The following is a 17,893-nucleotide window of genomic DNA, read 5'->3' on the forward strand; positions in this document are numbered from 1 at the left end:
CCTTATCCTGAACAGATCAAAAGGCAGAGCATATAATGGGATAAGCTTTCCGGTATGTATAATAAACTATTTAGGAAGCTGGACAAGGAGGAACCCCATGGGGAATCAAGCTTTACAAATCCAAAGATTAGCCGGCGGCAATATTGGGGCCACAGAAGCTGTCCTTTTTGATACAGTTGTTTATTCTGCCGGAAATATCCTTTACGATCCTTTAACAGGCATCATCACTTTTCAGAAACCGGGCAGATATTTTGTGAATTGGAGCGTAGCAACTCAAACAGCCATATTGCCGACCGGAATTATCTTTGCGCTTTCCTCATCCCAGGGAGAATTTTTACAGGGCAATTCACCGCTGAAAACAGGGGAGGTTACCGGAACAGGCATCATTAACGTTGTCGCCGCTCCTGTCACACTATCGCTTGTCAATGCGGTCGGGAACAACATCTATTATGCCTCCCAACTGCCAATAAAAGCTGACCTGATCATATTTTCGGACACCTCCGGAGGGTTAGCGGATACTTCGGCCTGCTTCAGCATGGCCCAGCTTGCGCATATTATCGAACAGCTTATTGTTTTGTACCCCACCAGCACCATGTCTGTTTTCACCACAAATTTGATCACCGTCACCTCTATGCCCTATCAACTCTATACCTCTCCAGCTGCCGATGGCCCGGGACTTTTTATTCTGAAAGATGCCGGCAATCGAATTGATATCGTACCCCTTACCTCTATCGTCGCGATTTATGTGGGCGCAGACACCGTATATAATCCGGCCATCACCTACCTTCCTCCTCCTTCACCGCTGCCCTTAGGCTGTGATACCAACTTAATCGCCGCTATGCGGGATTACCTGCCCATCGGGACGGATGTCGTCATCCGTTTGGGAGTCGCCGCCCAAGCCAGCGGAGCAATTTACAAAAGCGATTATGGCATTATTGTCCTGTCTGATGCAGACGGCAATACCCCCATTTTTATCCCGGTGATGCAAACGGCCTCTGTTGCTTTGACAGAGTAATCATCGGCTATTAAATAAATACCCTGTTGGTTCTAATTTGTATGTTTCTGAGCGAACATACAAATTAGACTCAACAGGGTATTCTTGTCAGATTTATCCTCGCTGCTATGACTCTTAGGCTCTCCCGTTATAATAAATCTCAACGTTTGTATTGCTGGAGGCCACAACCCTTAATCTGGCATATTTCATCGCTACAGTCACGGAAGTGATATTATTGTTTCCTGCGGTAACTCCTTGAGCTGTTGAATGGTCAACATAGTACGCGTTTGAGTCCACCGGTGCGATCTGGAGGGTAACGGTGATCGTAGAGGAGCCGGTGTTGCGGATAAAATAACTATTTTCCCTGTAGGCACTGATATCTTTGGTAAGAAGAAAGCTGGTACCCGAAGGCGCTGTTGTTGAAAGGCTCTCCTCCACAAACCCGAGATTATAGAGCTGAACAGAATCCTGAGTCCCACTCAAGTCCCTGATATCCAGATTGTTTGCTGTGACAACGACCGAATCCCGAGCGGAGCTTAAACTCCGGATATCCAGATTATTTGCCGTAACAGTAATTTCACTGAGAGGAGAAAATAGAAACAAGCCGTCGGCATCCACAGCTATAGGCTTAGGTTCGTTATCATCCATCCCGTAAATGACTGCCTTAAGGTTTTCTGCGCTGGTATTAAAAATTAAATAGTTCATTGAATTCACCGCTCCGTTTCCATGGGCATCAGGACTGCCCAAAATAATTGACGATTACACTACCCAAAAGTACGGCTGATACTCTGATCCTGACATATTTCATCAGTTTGGACGGTGTAAATATCTGGGTACCGCCGGCAATCAAGCTAAAAGAACTCCCATCATCGACATAATAATTGTCACTGTTTACCGGAGCGATCTGTAACGTGACGGTAACCCCTACCCCTCCCACATTTCTAACCACATAATAATTTCTGCCATACCTACTGACATCCTTGGGAAGAAAGTTCCTGCTGCCTAAGGCTACAATTGTACCTGACTCCATATCTTCGGTATAATTCCTAGCCTGTATTTGTACAGAATCCTGGGAGCCGTTTAACGCCCTTACATCAAGATCTGAAGCAAGAATAGTCAGGCTATCCCTAGCCGCGGTTAAATCCCTGATATTAAGGTTGTCCGCCTGGATATCAACATCAAGAGTTGACGATAAAATCAGTCTTCCTTGGGAGTCCGTAATGAACGGCAGATTTTCTTCTCCGTTTTTTCCCTGTGCTTGCAGTTTCAACCATCTGGCTTCATTATTTCTAACGTCCTTGTTCATCGAAACGTTTCCTTCTTTATTTATATAGATACTCTTTACGGATACTTCGATGTTGGATTTATAACATTTCTGTTTATAAACGATTATATGTTAACCATAGATCAGGTGTGCACTTGTCCGTAAACCAGATCGATAACTTGTCGCCTTTTGTCACTCCGAAGATCGAAACAGCATAACTTACAATACAAGCTATCCTGAGTTTATTGGAAAGAAGGATTGATGCTATGAATAATCTGGTTTTTAATACTAAAGCCGAAGAACTGAAAACCAGTATTTACGCCCAAGCTCCGGATTTGAGCACAAAACCGTTGCAATTGGACGCTAACGATAATTTGCTGGTCGCCGGGGACTTTACCATTTCTGAAATTACCAACCCTGTTACCATTGCCAATGCTTCCCTCACCGTCGCCGGTACCGTTACTGTTTCCGAAGTCACCAACCCTGTCACCATTGCCAATGCTTCCCTCACTGTCGCCGGTACCGTCACTGTTTCCGAAGTCACCAACCCTGTTACCATTGCCAATGCTTCCCTCACTGTCGCCGGCACCGTTACTGTTTCCGAAGTCACCAACCCTGTTACCATTGCCAATGCTTCCCTCACTGTCGCCGGCACCGTTACGGTTTCCGAAGTCACCAACCCTGTTACCATTGCCAATGCTTCCCTCACTGTCGCCGGTACCGTCACTGTTTCCGAAGTCACCAACCCTGTTACCATTGCCAATGCTTCCCTCACTGTCGCCGGTACCGTTACGGTTTCCGAAGTCACCAACCCTGTTACCATTGCCAATGCTTCCCTCACTGTCGCCGGCACCGTCACGGTTTCCGAAGTCACCAACCCTGTTACCATTGCCAATGCTTCCCTCACTGTCGCCGGTACCGTCACTGTTTCCGAAGTCACCAACCCTGTTACCATTGCTAATGCTTCCCTCACCGTCGCCGGTACCGTTACTGTTTCCGAAGTCACCAACCCTGTTACCATTGCCAATGCTTCCCTCACCGTCGCCGGTACCGTTACTGTTTCCGAAGTCACCAACCCTGTTACCATTGCCAATGCTTCCCTCACTGTCGCCGGCACCGTCACTGTTTCCGAAGTCACCAACCCTGTTACCATTGCCAATGCTTCCCTCACCGTTTCAGTTGGTGGTTACCTGTTTACGTCTGACTTGGTGGCAGACAACCCTATCACCGGTACAGGCGTATTATTTAACAATACGGATATCTCCCAGGTTAAAACGGCATCCCTGCTCTTGTATAACCAGGGAGCTGTTCCCCTAACACTTTCTCTGCAAATCAGTCCCACAACAACAGACGGGGATTATATCGACGATCCCAGTTATACCAATGTGGTTTTAGAAGCGAATGAGAAAAAATATATGGCCATAAGCTCTTTCGCCCATTATGTCCGCCTGCAATATCTCATGGGCGGTTCCACCGGAACAATTACCGCTTACTACAACGCACAAACCTAAGAACAACCACTGGTCAGACACAATTCTCTTTCTGTCTGTATGGAATTCCATCAGTTCATCAAGATCCATACAGACATCCTATACCTGGGCTCAGCCGCCCTACCATCTATTCTCCATAATAAATAGAAAGCACGAGGGATTCTTATGGAAAAACAAAAAACCGTCAGCCTCTGCATGATTGTCAGAAATGAAGCCTTACTGCTAGAACGTTGTTTAAACAGTGTTCAGGGCCTGGTAGATGAAATCATCGTTGTCGACACAGGCTCAACCGATAACACGAAAGAAATCGCCCTGCGCTTTGATGCCAAAATCTATGATTACCCATGGAACGACAATTTCAGTGAAGCCAGAAACTACTCGCTCGCGAAAGCGGCTTGCGACTGGATTCTGCTGCTGGATGCGGACGAAGCGTTGTGCCCGCGGGACAGAGATAAATTCATTCACTTAATCAACACTTGCCCTTATGATGGGTGCCATTTCACCATCTGCAATCATATGAGCAGAGGAAATGAGTATAACCTTCATCAGGCTTTTCGCTTGCTGAAAAACAACGGACAATATGAATTTTGCGGCGAAATCCATGAACAGATCACCAGAAAAGATCGCCAACCGGCCTTTAGCCGGCTTTCAGTGGAAGAGATCACGATTGATCATTACGGCTACCTGCCTGAAATCGTAGCCGCTCAAAAAAAGAGGGAGCGTAACCTGCCAATTTTACTCAAACAAATCGAAGCCGATCCGGAAAACGCCTTTTCTTTATTTAATCTCGGAAATGAATATCTGGCGCAAAACAAAATTGACGATGCCCTAAGCTGGTATGAAAAAGCATATACCCGTATGGACAAAGGTCAGGCCTATGCTCCTCATTTGTATTATCGCCTGATTATTTGCCTAAACGCGAAACAGGAGTTCCTCAAAGCTCTCCGCCTGGCGGAGGAAGCTTTACTGGTTTACCCTCGTTGTACAGATATCGCCTACTGCAAAGGATTGATCTATGTCCAGCAATACAATCATCTCCTGGCCGCAGATGCTTTTCGCCGGTGCCTTGATTTGGGTGATCCTCCAGGAAACTTGAAATTCCTGGAGGGCTGCGGCACTTACCGCCCCTATCTTTCTTTGGGAGAGATTTATTTACAAAATGAAGCCTATGACCAAGCCATCGAATATTTGACCAAAGCCTTCAACCTTGATCATACTCATTGCGAAGCCTTATACGCTTTAGGTAAAGCTTATGCCAAAAAGCATAACGACCCAAGCAAAGCGGCAGATGCTCTATCCCACTATTTCTCTAGCCTGGAGCATGTCCCCAACAGCATCGTATACACTGACATCCTGATCAAGGAAAAGATCTATGGTCCCGCCCGTGCCGTTCTGGAACGCTTCGACACCGACCCTGATCATCAAGCGGAAATCACCTTTTTGCAGAGCAAGCTTCATTTTTTCACCAAAAACTATCCCGCGGCTTACGAAGGCTTTAAGAAAGTTGCCGATGTCAGCTCTCTTCAAAGTGTGCTGCCCAATCTTCAAGGAGAAAGCATCCGCTTCATGGCGATCATCGGCCTGCTCCTGGATTCCTTGGGAAATGAATCAATGTCCTATCTGGAGCGTGATTTTGATCCACTTTTGTTTCAGATCTACGACCGGCTTCATTCCCTTAGGCAAAACAAGAAACCGGCCGCTTTGGATGCCGATCCCTCCCGTTGTTTACAGATTATTGATGAATACCTGGCAATCATCTTAAAAGTGGGAGAATTTGACCTGTTTACCTGTTCCCTGGAGGTGCTGAACCTGGTCGACAGCAAAGAAGTCTTACTGCACCTTGCCAAGCTGTATCATCAAAATGGCTGTCCCGAACTCACCGTTCAAACCATCCTGTGGTCGATTAAAGAGCTGGACGCCATCGATCTGGAAAATGCCTTTTTATTGAGGAAAAATTTAATCCATCTCCCTTTTTCTCATTCCACTGTGTCTTGTTGAGACAAAAAAGGTGCCGCCAGAAGCTGGTTGTTTCCTGGCGGCAGAATATTACATCGAAAAATCATGCGTATATAACCGGTTCTTTTCTTGTTCAGATTATGATCACGATCTCATGTTCCTTCCCATCATCAGCCAAAGTTATTTGCGGCTCCAAAACAGCCTGACCATCCAGCAGGATTTTTTCTTCTGCCTTTGAGGCATTAATGACCTCGATATGATATTGCGTGCTTCGATATTTATATTTGATCTTAAACCCGGGCCAGCTTCCCGGAATACAAGGCTTGACAGATATTTTATCCCCTTCAATGCTCAGTCCCAGGATGCCTTCCAGAGCAACCTGATACATCCAGCCTGCGGCTCCCGTATACCAGCTCCATCCGCCGCGGCCGTTATTGGGAGGATATGAGTAAACATCTGCTGCCATAACATAAGGCTCAACCTTGTATCTGACGGCTTCCTTGTCTGTACGGGCATGGTTAATGGGGTTAAGCATATTAAACAATTCCACAGCCTTCTCCCCGTCATGCAGTTTTGTATAGGCCCAGACGGCCCAGATGGCAGCATGAGTGTATTGTCCGCCGTTTTCTCTGACTCCCGGTACATATCCTTGAATATATCCCGGATAAACGCCTGATTGATCGAAAGGAGGGGTCAGGAGCTTCAGGATTCCCTCATTTTTATCCCATAAATAATTCTCCAAAGCGAGCATGGCGTCTTTTGCTCTGCTTTCCCTGGCAAACCCTGATATGACCGCCCAGGACTGGGCAATGGCATCAATTTGGCATTCCATACAGGTGATTGATCCCAGCGGATCGGCATTGTCAAAAAAGGCCCGCCTGTACCAGGCTCCATCCCAACCGTGTTTTTCTATATGATCCTTTAGCTCTTCCATTACTTTTTGATATCTCTGTGTATTCTCGCTGTCATGCATTCTTTGCGTAATTGGAATCATCTTCTGCAAAACAGAGAGCAGGAACCAACCCAGCCAGACACTTTCTCCTTTTCCTTCTCTGCCCACAGCACTGAACCCGTCATTCCAGTCCCCTGTCCCAATGAGCGGGAGTCCGTGCTCCCCGAATTTGAGGCTGTAGTCTATCGCTTTTAAACAATGTTCGTAAATTGTTCCCGTAAGCCCGGACTTAGCCGGAACGGAATACCTCTCATCTTCATCCGCGGCTAAAGTCTGATCTGCCAAATATCCTGCCTGCTCATCAAGAATGGAGTAATCGGTTGTATGCTCAATATAGTCTAGCGTGACATAAGGGAGCCATAACAGATCATCCGAAAATTTTGTTCTGATCCCTTTACCGTTTTCCTGATGCCACCAGTGCTGGACATCCCCTTCCTCAAACTGCCTTGAGGAATTTAACAATATCTGCTGTCGGGTGATTTGCGGTTCGATCGCCGTCAGCGCCATCACATCCTGCAGCTGGTCCCTGAACCCAAATGCCCCCCCTGCCTGATAGTAGGCTGAACGAGCCCAGATCCGGCAAACCAGGGTCTGGTAAAGAAGCCAGCGGTTGAATAAGAAATTGAATGATTGATCCGGCGTCTCTATCTGAATGGTGCTCAGAAGAGTATCCCAGTAGGTTTTGACTTTGTTCAGGTCATCCTCCACGCTTTCCGGACTGAGCGTCTGAACGGCTGCTCTGGCTGCAGCGGCATCTTTTTCATCCCCGATCACAAAAAACAGTTTACTTTCTGATCCTGGCCCTATCTTTACTTCTGTTTGGAGGACACCGCAAGGGTCAATTCCCTGCAATGCTTCCAGCTTCCGTTTCCCTAAACCGGCCGGTCTCTCCAGGCTCCTGTTATTTCCGATGAATTCCTCCCGGCTGCAGGTATAGGCAAAATTGTCCCCGCCCAGCACTGTCAGATAAGCTGTACGACCAGTAAATTCCTCCTGATAAGTATTGCGGGCAAAGATTGTTCCATTCTCCTCTTCAGAAAGAATAAATTGAGCGTTCTGATTGCGGTTTACTCCCAATACCCATTCCATATAATAGTAAACGGCTAAAGTTTTCGTTGTTTTTGTGGTATTGTTCAGCTTAAGTTCCACTACTTTACAGGATTTATCCATCGGTACATACATGATCGTCTCCTGAACAATGCCCGACCTCTCATGGCTGAATACGGAATACCCCTGTCCGTGCCTGACCAGATAGGAGCCGTTGCCCATAGCGGGCTTGGGTAAAGGAGACCAGTACTGTCCGCTTTCAATTTCCTTAATATAAACCGCTTCCCCCGTCTTATCCAATAAAGGGTCATTAAACCAGGGTGAAAGCTTATATTCCCTGCTGTTTTGCGACCAGGTCCAGCTTGAGCCCGCTTCTGACACTACAGAGCCAAAGACAGGATTGGCTATGACATTGACCCAAGGCATAGGGGTGGCCTTTTCGGGGCCAATTTCGATCACATATTCTTTTCCCTCGCATGTAAACCCACCGAATCCGTTATAGTAAAGCAACCCGATTTTGTGATTTTGCCGGGAATGTTCAATTTTTTCAATTTCTGCTTTACTCTGCTCAGCACTCAGAGCATTTTGGTTCAGCCCAATCGTACGCTCGCCCAGTTTCACCTGCTTGAGAATCTGGTTCCTCAAGGATCCGTTTTCACCGGAAAAAACCAGTCTGGCTGTACTGAATAAGAGATACTGGATATCTGGAGGCAATTGGTCTCTCTTCAGAAGGAATACTCCTCCGGGCTTATTCATCAGCCTGCGGGCATGACTGATTCCGATTTTTTCGTTGATTCTTTCTTGAACGGTCTGATAATAGCCGGTCTTATCCTCATTCATCACGACCAAATCAATAAACAGGCCTTTGATTTTCCAATATTCATGGATCTTCAGCATTTGCTCAAGAATATTTAACTGGTCCAGCTCCTGCAGACGGAGAATAATGACCGGCAAATCTCCGGAAATCCCATATGCCCATAAAGATGACTGGCCTTTACTGTTATTTTTGACAAAACCGCTTCTTTGCTGATTACTGAGAAAAACCACATGACTGGCCAGGCTCATTAGGAGGTTGGCCTCTTCAAAGCTGAGATCTAAGCTGGTCAACTCCATCAGGTTATGGGACCAGGATAATTCCCTTGCTTTTTTCAGCATATTGGAATTTCTGTATTTCTCACTCAAAGTCTTGATGCTTTGTTTATCTTCCGAGACTCCTGTCAGAAAAAAAACCTCTTTTGTTTTGCCTGGATGGACTCTGACTCTTACTCTCATGCTCATGATTGGGTCAAGGACAGAACCTGCTGAATTAGATAAGGGCTGATTTGTCTCTAAAGCCCTGGGATTGGCATAGTCCCTGCCCCGTCCAATAAATTTCACTCTGTCGGTTTCAAATTCCAAATCACCAATTTGCTCCCCTTCTACAAAGACCGTATGCATCAGAAAGAAATCACTGCGGTTGCAATGGTGGCGCGACCTTTTCGAAGCATAAAGGGTCCCCTGATCAAAGCCTGTTTGGATGAACAGCTTATTGAAGGCAGGATGGGCCTGGTCTGCCGGTAATTCATCCAGGACGATTTCGGCAAAGCTTGTCAGTTCAATATCCCGATCATATTTACTTTCATTGGTCAAAGAAACCTTTCTGATTTCCACCGGATCTTCAGGTGATACAAAAATTTCGGTTTGTGTGATCACATTTCCGTCTTTTCTGGAGTACCTGATCAAATTGGGAAAACAGGTCACTTTATACTCCTCAACTTGATGATTCAGAGGCTTGGAGAAAGCCGACCAGACACTGCCTGAATTGAGGTTATGCACATAGATATAGCTGCCGTACTCATCCATTGTCTGATCCTCTCTCCAGCGGGTCAGATACTTTTTATTGTATTTGCTGTAACCCGAACCAGAGAGAGTAAGCATAACAGAGTATTCACCATTAGATAAAAAATGGGTCCTTGGCAAAACTGTATTTGGGTTACTGTAAGTAACCGGTTTCTCCCCGAGTTTCTTGGCTTTGCTTGATAATTTTTTTTCTCTGGTTTCTTCAATGATCGGGTTAAATGTATATTCTTTGAGCGGAACCTGTTCCTGAAGAATAAGCTCCACCGCTTTGATCTGTGGTTCTCTGTGAAACCTCTCTTGCATGCTCTGGTCAAAGACAGCATTGGTTAAGGAAGCCAGGCTCATCCCCTGGTGATGGGCCATATAGCTTTTTACGATGCTGTATTGCCGTTTATACTGCACTCTGTCCGGTGTAAAATCTATCGCTTCATAGAGACCGAATTGACCGTTAAAACCGTAGCCCCGCATTTTTCGCAAATTGGCCAAGGCGGTTTTCCCGTCCACCATTAAAGCCATAAAGGTTGAATACGGAGAAATCACCATATCCCTGGTCAGTCCTCTTTTCAGTCCTAACCCCGGAACGCCGAAGGCTTTGTATTGATAGTTATTTTGAACATCAAAGAGAAAAAAACCTGATTCTGAGATACCCCATGGGATTTGGCAACTGTCTCCATAGCTTTTTTGAATTTTGACCACGGCCTGATAAGTCTCATCAAGCAAAGTATTTTTAAAATTCTTGATCAATACCAAAGGCATTAAGAATTCAAACATGGTTCCGCTCCAGGATACCAGGCATCTCTGTCCTTTAATTTTGGTCAAAGGGCGTGACAGCTTAAACCAGTGACTTTGGGGCACATCCCCTTTAGCAATCGCTAGGAGGCTGGTCTGCCGGGCTTCTGAAGCCATTAAATCATAATAGGATTTATCCAGCCTTTGCTCTGTGACATTGTAGCCAATGGCAAAAAGCTTTTTTTGCTGATCAAACAAAGGTTTAAAATCCATACTCATTGCCTGCTGGTACAGTTCTTTTTGAATCCTGCCGCTCCTGTTAAACAAGTCAATGATATTGCTCAAGCCTTCGGCAGCCTTTTGTTTGAATTCAGCGGAAAGATCCTCTTCCAGAAGTCTCCTGTATACAACTGTCAGTTCCCGGTAAGTGCAGTCTCTGAATTCCGGATCTGATCTTTCCGGCCAAGATTTTCGTTCAAGGCTGAGCCAGGGGAAAAATCTATCCATTTCCGCCTGAGTATCCTCAATCATCTTCCAGAGACTGTATCTCCAGAACTCCTCACCGCTTCCGTCCGGCTTTTTGATTTCCCGCCGCCATTTTTTCAAGAATCCGTAAAGCTTCTGAAGATCAATTTCGACCTCAAATTGCTTTAATTCCTCCAAAAATTGAATGATTGTCTCCGTATTTTTCTTTTTTTCATCGAAGGCATTCAAGACTTGGCAAGTATCTTTGAACCCCTGAATGATTCTCCGGTCAATGACCTTCTGATCAATCAATTCCCCTAACCCGTTTTTAAGAGCCAGGTAATATCCGGCCAGATTGCCGCTGTCTACGGTTGAGACATAGATTGGATGCAGAGGCTTCAGGGTCTCCGTATCATACCAATTGTATAGATGCCCGTTCCATTTGCCCAGCTTGCCGATAGTCTGCAGCATTTTCTCAGTCCGTTCGATCATCAGGCCGGCTGGAATATAGCCGAAATCATAAGCTGAAAGATTGGCCAAAAAAGCTAACCCGATATTCGTTGGTGAGGTGCGGTGAGCAATTCCTTTATTTGGCTCAAGCTGGACATTATCCGGGGGCAGGTAATGATCGGCCTCATTAATGAAACGGTCGAAAAACCCCCATATTTCCCGGGCAAAAAATCTCAGTTCCTGAATTTCTTCTTGATTAAATTTTTGCTCTTTTTCCGAAGAAAGGCTTAACCTGTAAGCCGCCCAGGGTGAACCAAGCCAGCCAAACATCAAACATCCGAGCAAGATTGCCGCCGAAGTACTTAAAGAGGGGAATAAGACTGCCATCACCAGACTGACCATTAGCCCCGGCAGCATCTTACGGTAATAGGTCAGAGCATTTGTGCCAACTCTTCTCTCCGAATCCGCCGCGGTTTCCCACTCCAGCAGGTACCTCCCTGTAATTTGCCTGACCAGACTGCGAAAAACAGCATCAAGCTGAATCAAGGCCTGATACGGCAAAACAGCCAGAGCAAACAGGATTCTGATAAACTCTATCTTTATTTCCCGGTTGAAAATTCGATAAGTCAGACTCCTGGTGATGATTCTTTCCGAGAGATTGATGATGAAGGGCAGCCCCATACTGAACAGGACAAGGCCCATAATATAGGGCAAAACATTTTCGAAAACAGCAAAGCCCAAAATGATCAGGGTAAGCTGAAAGGGCTCTTCCAGACTTCGCCGCAGATTATCGAGAATCTTCCAGCGTGACACGACAGGCAGCTCACTGTGAAAAATATAGCGGGCGATCTGCCAGTCCCCTCTGATCCAGCGGTGCAAACGGCTGGTATAAGCTAAATATTTGCCCGGATAGGCATCAAAAAACTCAATATCCGTAGCCAGTGCCGTACGGGCAAATAATCCCTCAATCAGGTCATGACTTAAAATTCTGTTTTCCGGGAACCGGTTTCCCGTCACCTGATTAAAGCTTTGTAAATCATAGATTCCCTTTCCGGTAAAAATACCTTCGCCGAAAAGGTCCTGGTAAATATCTGAAATGGCACAGGTATAGGGATCTATTCCGGCATTACCGGTAAAAAGCCTGGAGAAGCCCGTTGCTGAGGCACTGCTGGCCAGAATCCCGATTCTGGGCTGGATGATGCCGTAACCGGTGTTGATCAACTTTCCTTCCGCATTTAATTTGGCACTGTGCAAAGGATGGGCCATGATCCCGACCAGCTTGATCACTGCCTGGCTGGGCAGCACAGTATCGGCATCAGCCGTAACAACATAGCGGATATTATGCAGCTTGGAGATCGCGCCGATCCGGATATTGTAGTCTGAGTTTTGATCATTATTGATCAACAGATTGTTAAACTGAATGAGTTTTCCGCGTTTTCTCTCCCACCCCATCCATTTTTTTTCTTTTTCATTCCAGGTTCTTTTTCGATGGAAATAATAAAAGCAATCCGTATCATACTTTTTATTCAGTTTGAGAATTTCCTTTTGGGCTGTATAGATGATTTCTTGATCATATTCTGCTTCTTCCTGGCGACAGTCCGCAAAATCACCCAGTATCGCGAAGAAGAGGTTGCTTGAACGGTTATTGAGATAATGCTGCTCCAGATGGGCAAACAATTCCTTGACCTTGGCTGCCTGCTTAAAAATTGCCGGAATCACAACGATCGTCTTATTTTCTTCGTCTAATCCCTGTTCGAAATCGATTTTCGGTAAAAAGGCAGGAGGAAGCAGCTTACAGGCAACTCGATTAATGGTATAAACCGCTATTCCGTTTCCAAGCACCAAAACAGAAAAAAAAAGCAAAACTAAAGGCAAGCCGGCGTTAAGATGCTCCGTTCCCGTGATCTTCCAGAAAAAAATCCCTATGATCAGAAGGGTAATCGCGATAATTGCGGAGAAATATCCTGATCCAGGTTTTTGCCTGAAGAAGCAATTGATGCTGTGGAGCTTTCTTTTTACCCTGCCGAAGCTGATCGCCAGTTCTTTTTCAATTTCTATTCTCCCTGCCCCCAAGAGGTAATATCCTACATGTTTTTGGGGAAGTTCTGCTGCATCCCGGGCATACTCCCGGATCAATCTGGCCACAGATATTTCTGATACTTTATATTGATGGGCCAGGTTTTCAATTTCATGTCTGTATTTGTCCCTGGACCCGAAATCCATTTGATTAAAGACACCGGCCGGATCATTTCTCAATATTTCCTGGACCAAACTGACATCCTCAAAAAACGCCGACCAGTTTTCGGAATTGACCAATTTGATGGCAGCAATAATATTGCCCATTCCGACACCGGAGGAAGTTTGTGAATATTGTTCCGCCGCCATAATATCTTCAACCGTTTTATTGCTGTTGGCCGCAATATTGTCCAGCCAATTCAACAGCACTTTAGCATCAGGACCATAATCCTTTAATCTCCTCGCCACTCTTTCTATGAAAACAGGTGAGTATTCCTGGCGCGGATTTTGCCTGATTCTTTGTTTTTCTTCCAGATCGCTGTTTAATATAGATTTCAGCCAATTTTCAGCCGATTCTCTCTCTCTTTGGGTGGATATGATTTTTTCTACTTGAGAATGGAGTCTTTCCAGGAGAATAATCCGCAAAATAATCGGAATGGCCCATATCTCGGCTGAGGATAATGGCGCTTCTTTCTGGTATCTGCTGACAAATAGTCTTAACGCATCAAAATCAAGCTCATCATGGGCATATTTAATATACTCTGTAATCAAAACATAAATCCTGGGGTAGCCGGAATGATCTCCTTCTTTAAAATAATTCAGCTTTGCTTCACAAGGCCTGGACAGGTCTTTTTCCGTTTCTTTCAGCAAATCATTGATCAGATAATAATTATCCAGGTACCATTCCGCCGCCGGTATGACATCCTCGGTCATGTAATAATAATTATTGATTTCCGTGTAAGCACTTTGAATAGAGGCTTTTTTTGTTTTGATATAATCCTGAAGGCTTATTCCGTTTTTACTTAAACCCATCCAGTTATGATACTGGGCCAACTCGAACGCTTTATTCTCTAAATCTAATTTATACCCGTCCATATTTAAACTTTTTTCATTTTTGGTGGTATTTATGCTTTTCATTGTTCAACCTCATGTAAAATATAATCACTTTTCCATTATGTCCATTTTTTTCTGGCTAATTCGTTTTTGTATTGGAACAAAATAAAAACACCTTCATCCGAAAATGGATAAAGGTGTTTTTGTTCTAAGATTTAATCCAGAAAAGCATTTTGAAATTGCTCCATATTCATGAGGATTTGTCTCGGCTTATTTCCGTCATATCCGCCTACTATACCGCCTTCTTCCAACATATCCATCAATCTGGCTGCCCTCGAGTAACCGACTTTGAGCTTTCTCTGCAGAAAGGAAACTGAGGCGATTCCTGTGGCAATGACAATTTGAGCGGCATCCGTAAACTTATCATCATATTCTTCATTCGCCATCTCATTGGCCTGTTCCAAAACCAGTGCGTCTTCCTGAATCGCATAGACAGGGTTTCCCTGAGCTTTCCAGTGGCTGATCAGGTTCTTCTCTTCGTGATCATCAATAAAGCAACCCAGGACTCGGACGGGCTTATTCAACCCCAATGGATTAAAGAGCATATCTCCGCGTCCAAGCAGTTTTTCCGCTCCGCTCCCATCCAGAATCGTTCTTGAATCGATCTGTGAAGATACCGCAAAGGAGATTCTGCTGGGGACATTGGCCTTTATGACCCCTGTGATTACATTCACCGAAGGCCTCTGGGTGGCAATGACCAGATGAATCCCGGCTGCTCTGGCCATTTGGGCCAGTCTGCAGATCGACTGCTCAATATCATTGGCCGCTACCATCATCAGATCAGCCAACTCGTCAATAATGACAACGATATAAGGAAGACTTTTTTCCCGGTTTTCCTGTGCTTTGTTATAGCTGTCAATATCCCTGACCCCATTGGCGGCAAAAAGCTCATATCTGTTTTCCATCTCCGAGACAATATGTTTGAGAGCGGCGGTTGCCTTTTTCGGATCCGTAACCACGGCGGCAAGCAAATGCGGTATCCCATTATACTGATTCATTTCCACCATCTTCGGATCAATCAGCAAAAATTTGACATCATCGGGGGTGGCATGATAAAGCAGTGAACAAATCAGGCTCTTAATAAACACGCTTTTTCCCGCCCCTGTCGCTCCCGCCACAAGCAGATGGGGAAGCTTATCCAGCTCAGCGGTGATTGGACTGTTTGCGATATCTTTGCCTATGGCAACTCTCAATTTTGATCCGGTTTCTACAAATTCAGGCGAAGAAAGAACTTCATAAAAGCTGACCGGTCTGGGATAAACATTAGGGATCTCTATCCCGATAGCGGCCTTGCCGGGAATTGGCGCTTCGATCCTCACATCTTTTGAAGCCATGGCTAAAGCAATATCATCGGCCAGATTTACAATTTTACTGATTTTCACACCCGGTGCAGGATGCAGCTCATATCTTGTTATGATTGGTCCAACTGTAACATTAATCACTTTTGCGCTTACTCCAAAACTCTCAAGCACCTCTTCCAAAATATGATCTTTCCGGGGTTCCTCCTGGACCTCTATATTTTTTTTCTCCAGTAGACTGTCATCAGGCAGTCGCCAAACCCCTGATTTTTGCTCAGCCGTATTGGTCTTATTGCTGATCTTTTGCTCATCCTGCCTCTCGTCAACAATCTTCTTTTCTATCCGTTCGCTCATCTGAAAACCGAAGTTTTCCAGGCTCTGATGATTGATGGCAGGCTTTTCTTCGCTTTGCTGATCAAAAGAGTTGTTTTGCTGACTCAAATGAATATTGATGTTTCTATCGGGACTAATCTCCGGTAACGGGGTCTTGGGAACAACATATAAGCTGCCGGCTTCCTCTTTAGCTTTCGGATGATGACTTAAAAAGTAGCCCCGGAAACCCTGTAAACGAATTGGCCTGGAAGGCAATACGATACTTTTTTTCCCTTGACCGAAATAAGTCGAAAAATCACTGCCCAGCTTTTCATCATTTCCTTCAGTCCTTCGTTCATCCAGCTCTTTAATCGATAAGCGGTCGGCAAAGTACAGAGTAAAATTATCTTCTTTCTCACTTGGTTGAGTCCTGAAAATAATATTATCAAGCTCATTTCTATTTTTATTTTTTCCTTTTTTGGAATATCTGGCCTGTTTTTTAACTTTATTGGTTTTCTTTCTTTTTGTTGGCGGGGAAAGATCTTCATTATCCGGGAGTTCTTTGTCGGTTCCGGCTATTCCCCCGGCATACAGCCAGCTGATCGTTCCGAACAAAGCAAATAAAATAGGGATGGACATTGAATAAATCCCCAATATGTTATAAAAAAAATCATACACATTTTGAGCAAAATCAGTGATTTTCCAGTAGCCAAACAAAAACACTCCCACTACTGCAAAATAAACGAAAGCCAGACATTTCAAAAATATTTTTCCTATGCTTGCCATCTATTGCCTCCATCTTCGGTCAAATCATTCATCCTCTATTTAGTTTATGTCCAAATATCGTTTCAGTTTTGATACACAATCAAAGGGCACCTCTATTTCACCGATAGCCACAGGACTAAAAAACCCGTGATAATCACTGCCTCCGGTCGCCAGAAGCGCTTTCCCCTTTGAGATTTGTTCATAATGCCCGATGATCCCCTTTTTATTTTCCCAATAGCCATAATATACTTCTAAACCTATTTTACGATAGGTCAGGAGCTCATTCACCATGCTTGGCTGTTTGATCAGCCCGGGGTGGGCCAAAACGGGCAGTCCTCCTGTCGCAAAGATAAAATCCACCGCTTGTTCAAATGGATTCCCCTCATAAGGGACATACGCAATGCCTCCCGGACGAAACCAAGAAGCAACTTCATTCCAGTCTATTTTTTGCTGAGGCAGTTTTTCCCGGATCTTTTTTTCAAGTGCCAGCAAAATATGCGTCTTACAGACCACCCCGCGATAACTTGCCTGCAGTTCTACTTCTTCCCAAGAAATCTTCACTCCATATTCGATGAGTCTTCTGACCATTCTTTCTGTTAAGGAAATTCTGTTCCGGCGGATTTGTTCTAACTTTGTCTGAAGCTGGTCGTTATCGACGCTTTTATAATAGGCCAGCAGATGGATTTCCTGATTTTTATAATCTGTTTCAATTTCAACTCCCGGAATAAGATTAATCTGATAAACTTCAGCAAGCTTAAAGCTTTTTTCCACACCCACAGTTGTTTCATGATCGACAAAAGCAATTGTCGAAAGTCCGGCCTGAGCGGCAGTTTGAAATGCTTCTTCAACTGAAAGCAAGCCATCTGATTCTTTTGTGTGGATATGCAGGTCCGCTTTGAATTGTTTCTCCATCAATATCCTCTCAACTCAGGCTTTCATACTATTTTATTCTTTATTTTATGAAAAAATCCTTCATTTTTGTTCTTTTAAGCTTCGCCGAAGAAGATAATTTGTTCTTGTGTTTATTGACACTTGGCAGGATTTCAGCTATAATACATCTCGTCTTTCAAATACAGGGGATTAGTTTAATGGTAGAACAGCGGTCTCCAAAACCGTCAGTGCGGGTTCAACTCCTGCATCCCCTGCCAAAACGCAAAAACACAGTCAGGTTTTAGAGTTGGCAAGAAATTACCGGCTCTTTTG

Annotated in this window: 8 protein-coding genes and 1 tRNA gene; 4 read left to right on the top strand and 5 right to left on the bottom strand. The window is 44.8% G+C overall.

Annotated elements, in window-relative coordinates; all coding sequences use genetic code 11:
- Positions 1-97 precede the first annotated feature (97 nt).
- Positions 98-1,015, top strand: a complete 918-nt coding sequence (locus SGLY_RS10125; protein ID WP_013625195.1) for a hypothetical protein — start codon at positions 98-100, stop codon at positions 1,013-1,015.
- 114 nt (positions 1,016-1,129) lie between these two features.
- Here the strand turns inward: SGLY_RS10125 and SGLY_RS10130 are convergent, their stop codons facing one another.
- Both SGLY_RS10130 and SGLY_RS10135 read right to left on the bottom strand, forming a co-directional pair.
- Positions 1,130-1,699, bottom strand: a complete 570-nt coding sequence (locus SGLY_RS10130) for a DUF6385 domain-containing protein (protein ID WP_013625196.1) — start codon at positions 1,697-1,699, stop codon at positions 1,130-1,132.
- 28 nt (positions 1,700-1,727) lie between these two features.
- On the bottom strand, positions 1,728-2,300 hold the full coding sequence (locus tag SGLY_RS10135; protein WP_013625197.1) for a DUF6385 domain-containing protein: 573 nt from the start codon (positions 2,298-2,300) through the stop codon (positions 1,728-1,730).
- Between the two features lie 224 nt (positions 2,301-2,524).
- Between SGLY_RS10135 and SGLY_RS18705 the strand changes: the two genes are divergently transcribed.
- Together SGLY_RS18705 and SGLY_RS10145 are read left to right on the top strand one after the other, a co-directional pair.
- The gene (locus SGLY_RS18705) at positions 2,525-3,769 is read left to right on the top strand and encodes a DUF6385 domain-containing protein (protein WP_013625198.1); all 1,245 of its coding nucleotides are present in this window, start codon (positions 2,525-2,527) and stop codon (positions 3,767-3,769) included.
- Between the two features lie 144 nt (positions 3,770-3,913).
- Positions 3,914-5,746, top strand: coding sequence for a tetratricopeptide repeat-containing glycosyltransferase family 2 protein (locus tag SGLY_RS10145; RefSeq protein WP_013625199.1), 1,833 nt, complete (start codon positions 3,914-3,916; stop codon positions 5,744-5,746).
- 91 nt (positions 5,747-5,837) lie between these two features.
- On the opposite strand, the gene SGLY_RS10150 is transcribed toward SGLY_RS10145, so the two are convergent.
- The 3 genes from SGLY_RS10150 to SGLY_RS10160 all read right to left on the bottom strand — a co-directional run bounded on the left by SGLY_RS10150 (position 5,838) and on the right by SGLY_RS10160 (position 17,602).
- A complete protein-coding gene (locus tag SGLY_RS10150; RefSeq protein WP_013625200.1) occupies positions 5,838-14,339 on the bottom strand; it encodes a glycoside hydrolase family 94 protein in 8,502 nt (2,833 codons plus the stop codon).
- A 131-nt stretch (positions 14,340-14,470) separates the two neighbouring features.
- Positions 14,471-16,711 (bottom strand): DNA translocase FtsK, encoded by a 2,241-nt coding sequence (locus SGLY_RS10155; RefSeq protein WP_013625201.1) that lies wholly within the window; start codon positions 16,709-16,711, stop codon positions 14,471-14,473.
- A 39-nt stretch (positions 16,712-16,750) separates the two neighbouring features.
- Positions 16,751-17,602 carry a PHP domain-containing protein gene (locus SGLY_RS10160; protein ID WP_013625202.1) on the bottom strand — a complete coding sequence of 284 codons (852 nt, stop codon included), beginning with the start codon at positions 17,600-17,602 and terminating at the stop codon, positions 16,751-16,753.
- 162 nt (positions 17,603-17,764) lie between these two features.
- On the opposite strand from SGLY_RS10160, the gene SGLY_RS10165 reads away from it, so the two are divergent.
- Positions 17,765-17,838 (top strand) — tRNA-Trp (locus SGLY_RS10165).
- The last annotated feature ends 55 nt before the right edge of the window (positions 17,839-17,893 follow it).

The sequence above is a fragment of the Syntrophobotulus glycolicus DSM 8271 genome, from assembly GCF_000190635.1.
GTDB lineage: Bacteria > Bacillota > Desulfitobacteriia > Desulfitobacteriales > Syntrophobotulaceae > Syntrophobotulus > Syntrophobotulus glycolicus.

Bases quoted from the DNA above. Each gene is read 5' to 3' on its own strand.
- SGLY_RS10125 (WP_013625195.1), top strand. From the start codon at position 98: ATGGGGAATCAAGCTTTACAAATCCAAAGATTAGCCGGCGGCAATATT.
- SGLY_RS10130 (WP_013625196.1), bottom strand. From the start codon at position 1,699: ATGAACTATTTAATTTTTAATACCAGCGCAGAAAACCTTAAGGCAGTC.
- SGLY_RS10135 (WP_013625197.1), bottom strand. From the start codon at position 2,300: ATGAACAAGGACGTTAGAAATAATGAAGCCAGATGGTTGAAACTGCAA.
- SGLY_RS18705 (WP_013625198.1), top strand. From the start codon at position 2,525: ATGAATAATCTGGTTTTTAATACTAAAGCCGAAGAACTGAAAACCAGT.
- SGLY_RS10145 (WP_013625199.1), top strand. From the start codon at position 3,914: ATGGAAAAACAAAAAACCGTCAGCCTCTGCATGATTGTCAGAAATGAA.
- SGLY_RS10150 (WP_013625200.1), bottom strand. From the start codon at position 14,339: ATGAAAAGCATAAATACCACCAAAAATGAAAAAAGTTTAAATATGGAC.
- SGLY_RS10155 (WP_013625201.1), bottom strand. From the start codon at position 16,711: ATGGCAAGCATAGGAAAAATATTTTTGAAATGTCTGGCTTTCGTTTAT.
- SGLY_RS10160 (WP_013625202.1), bottom strand. From the start codon at position 17,602: ATGGAGAAACAATTCAAAGCGGACCTGCATATCCACACAAAAGAATCA.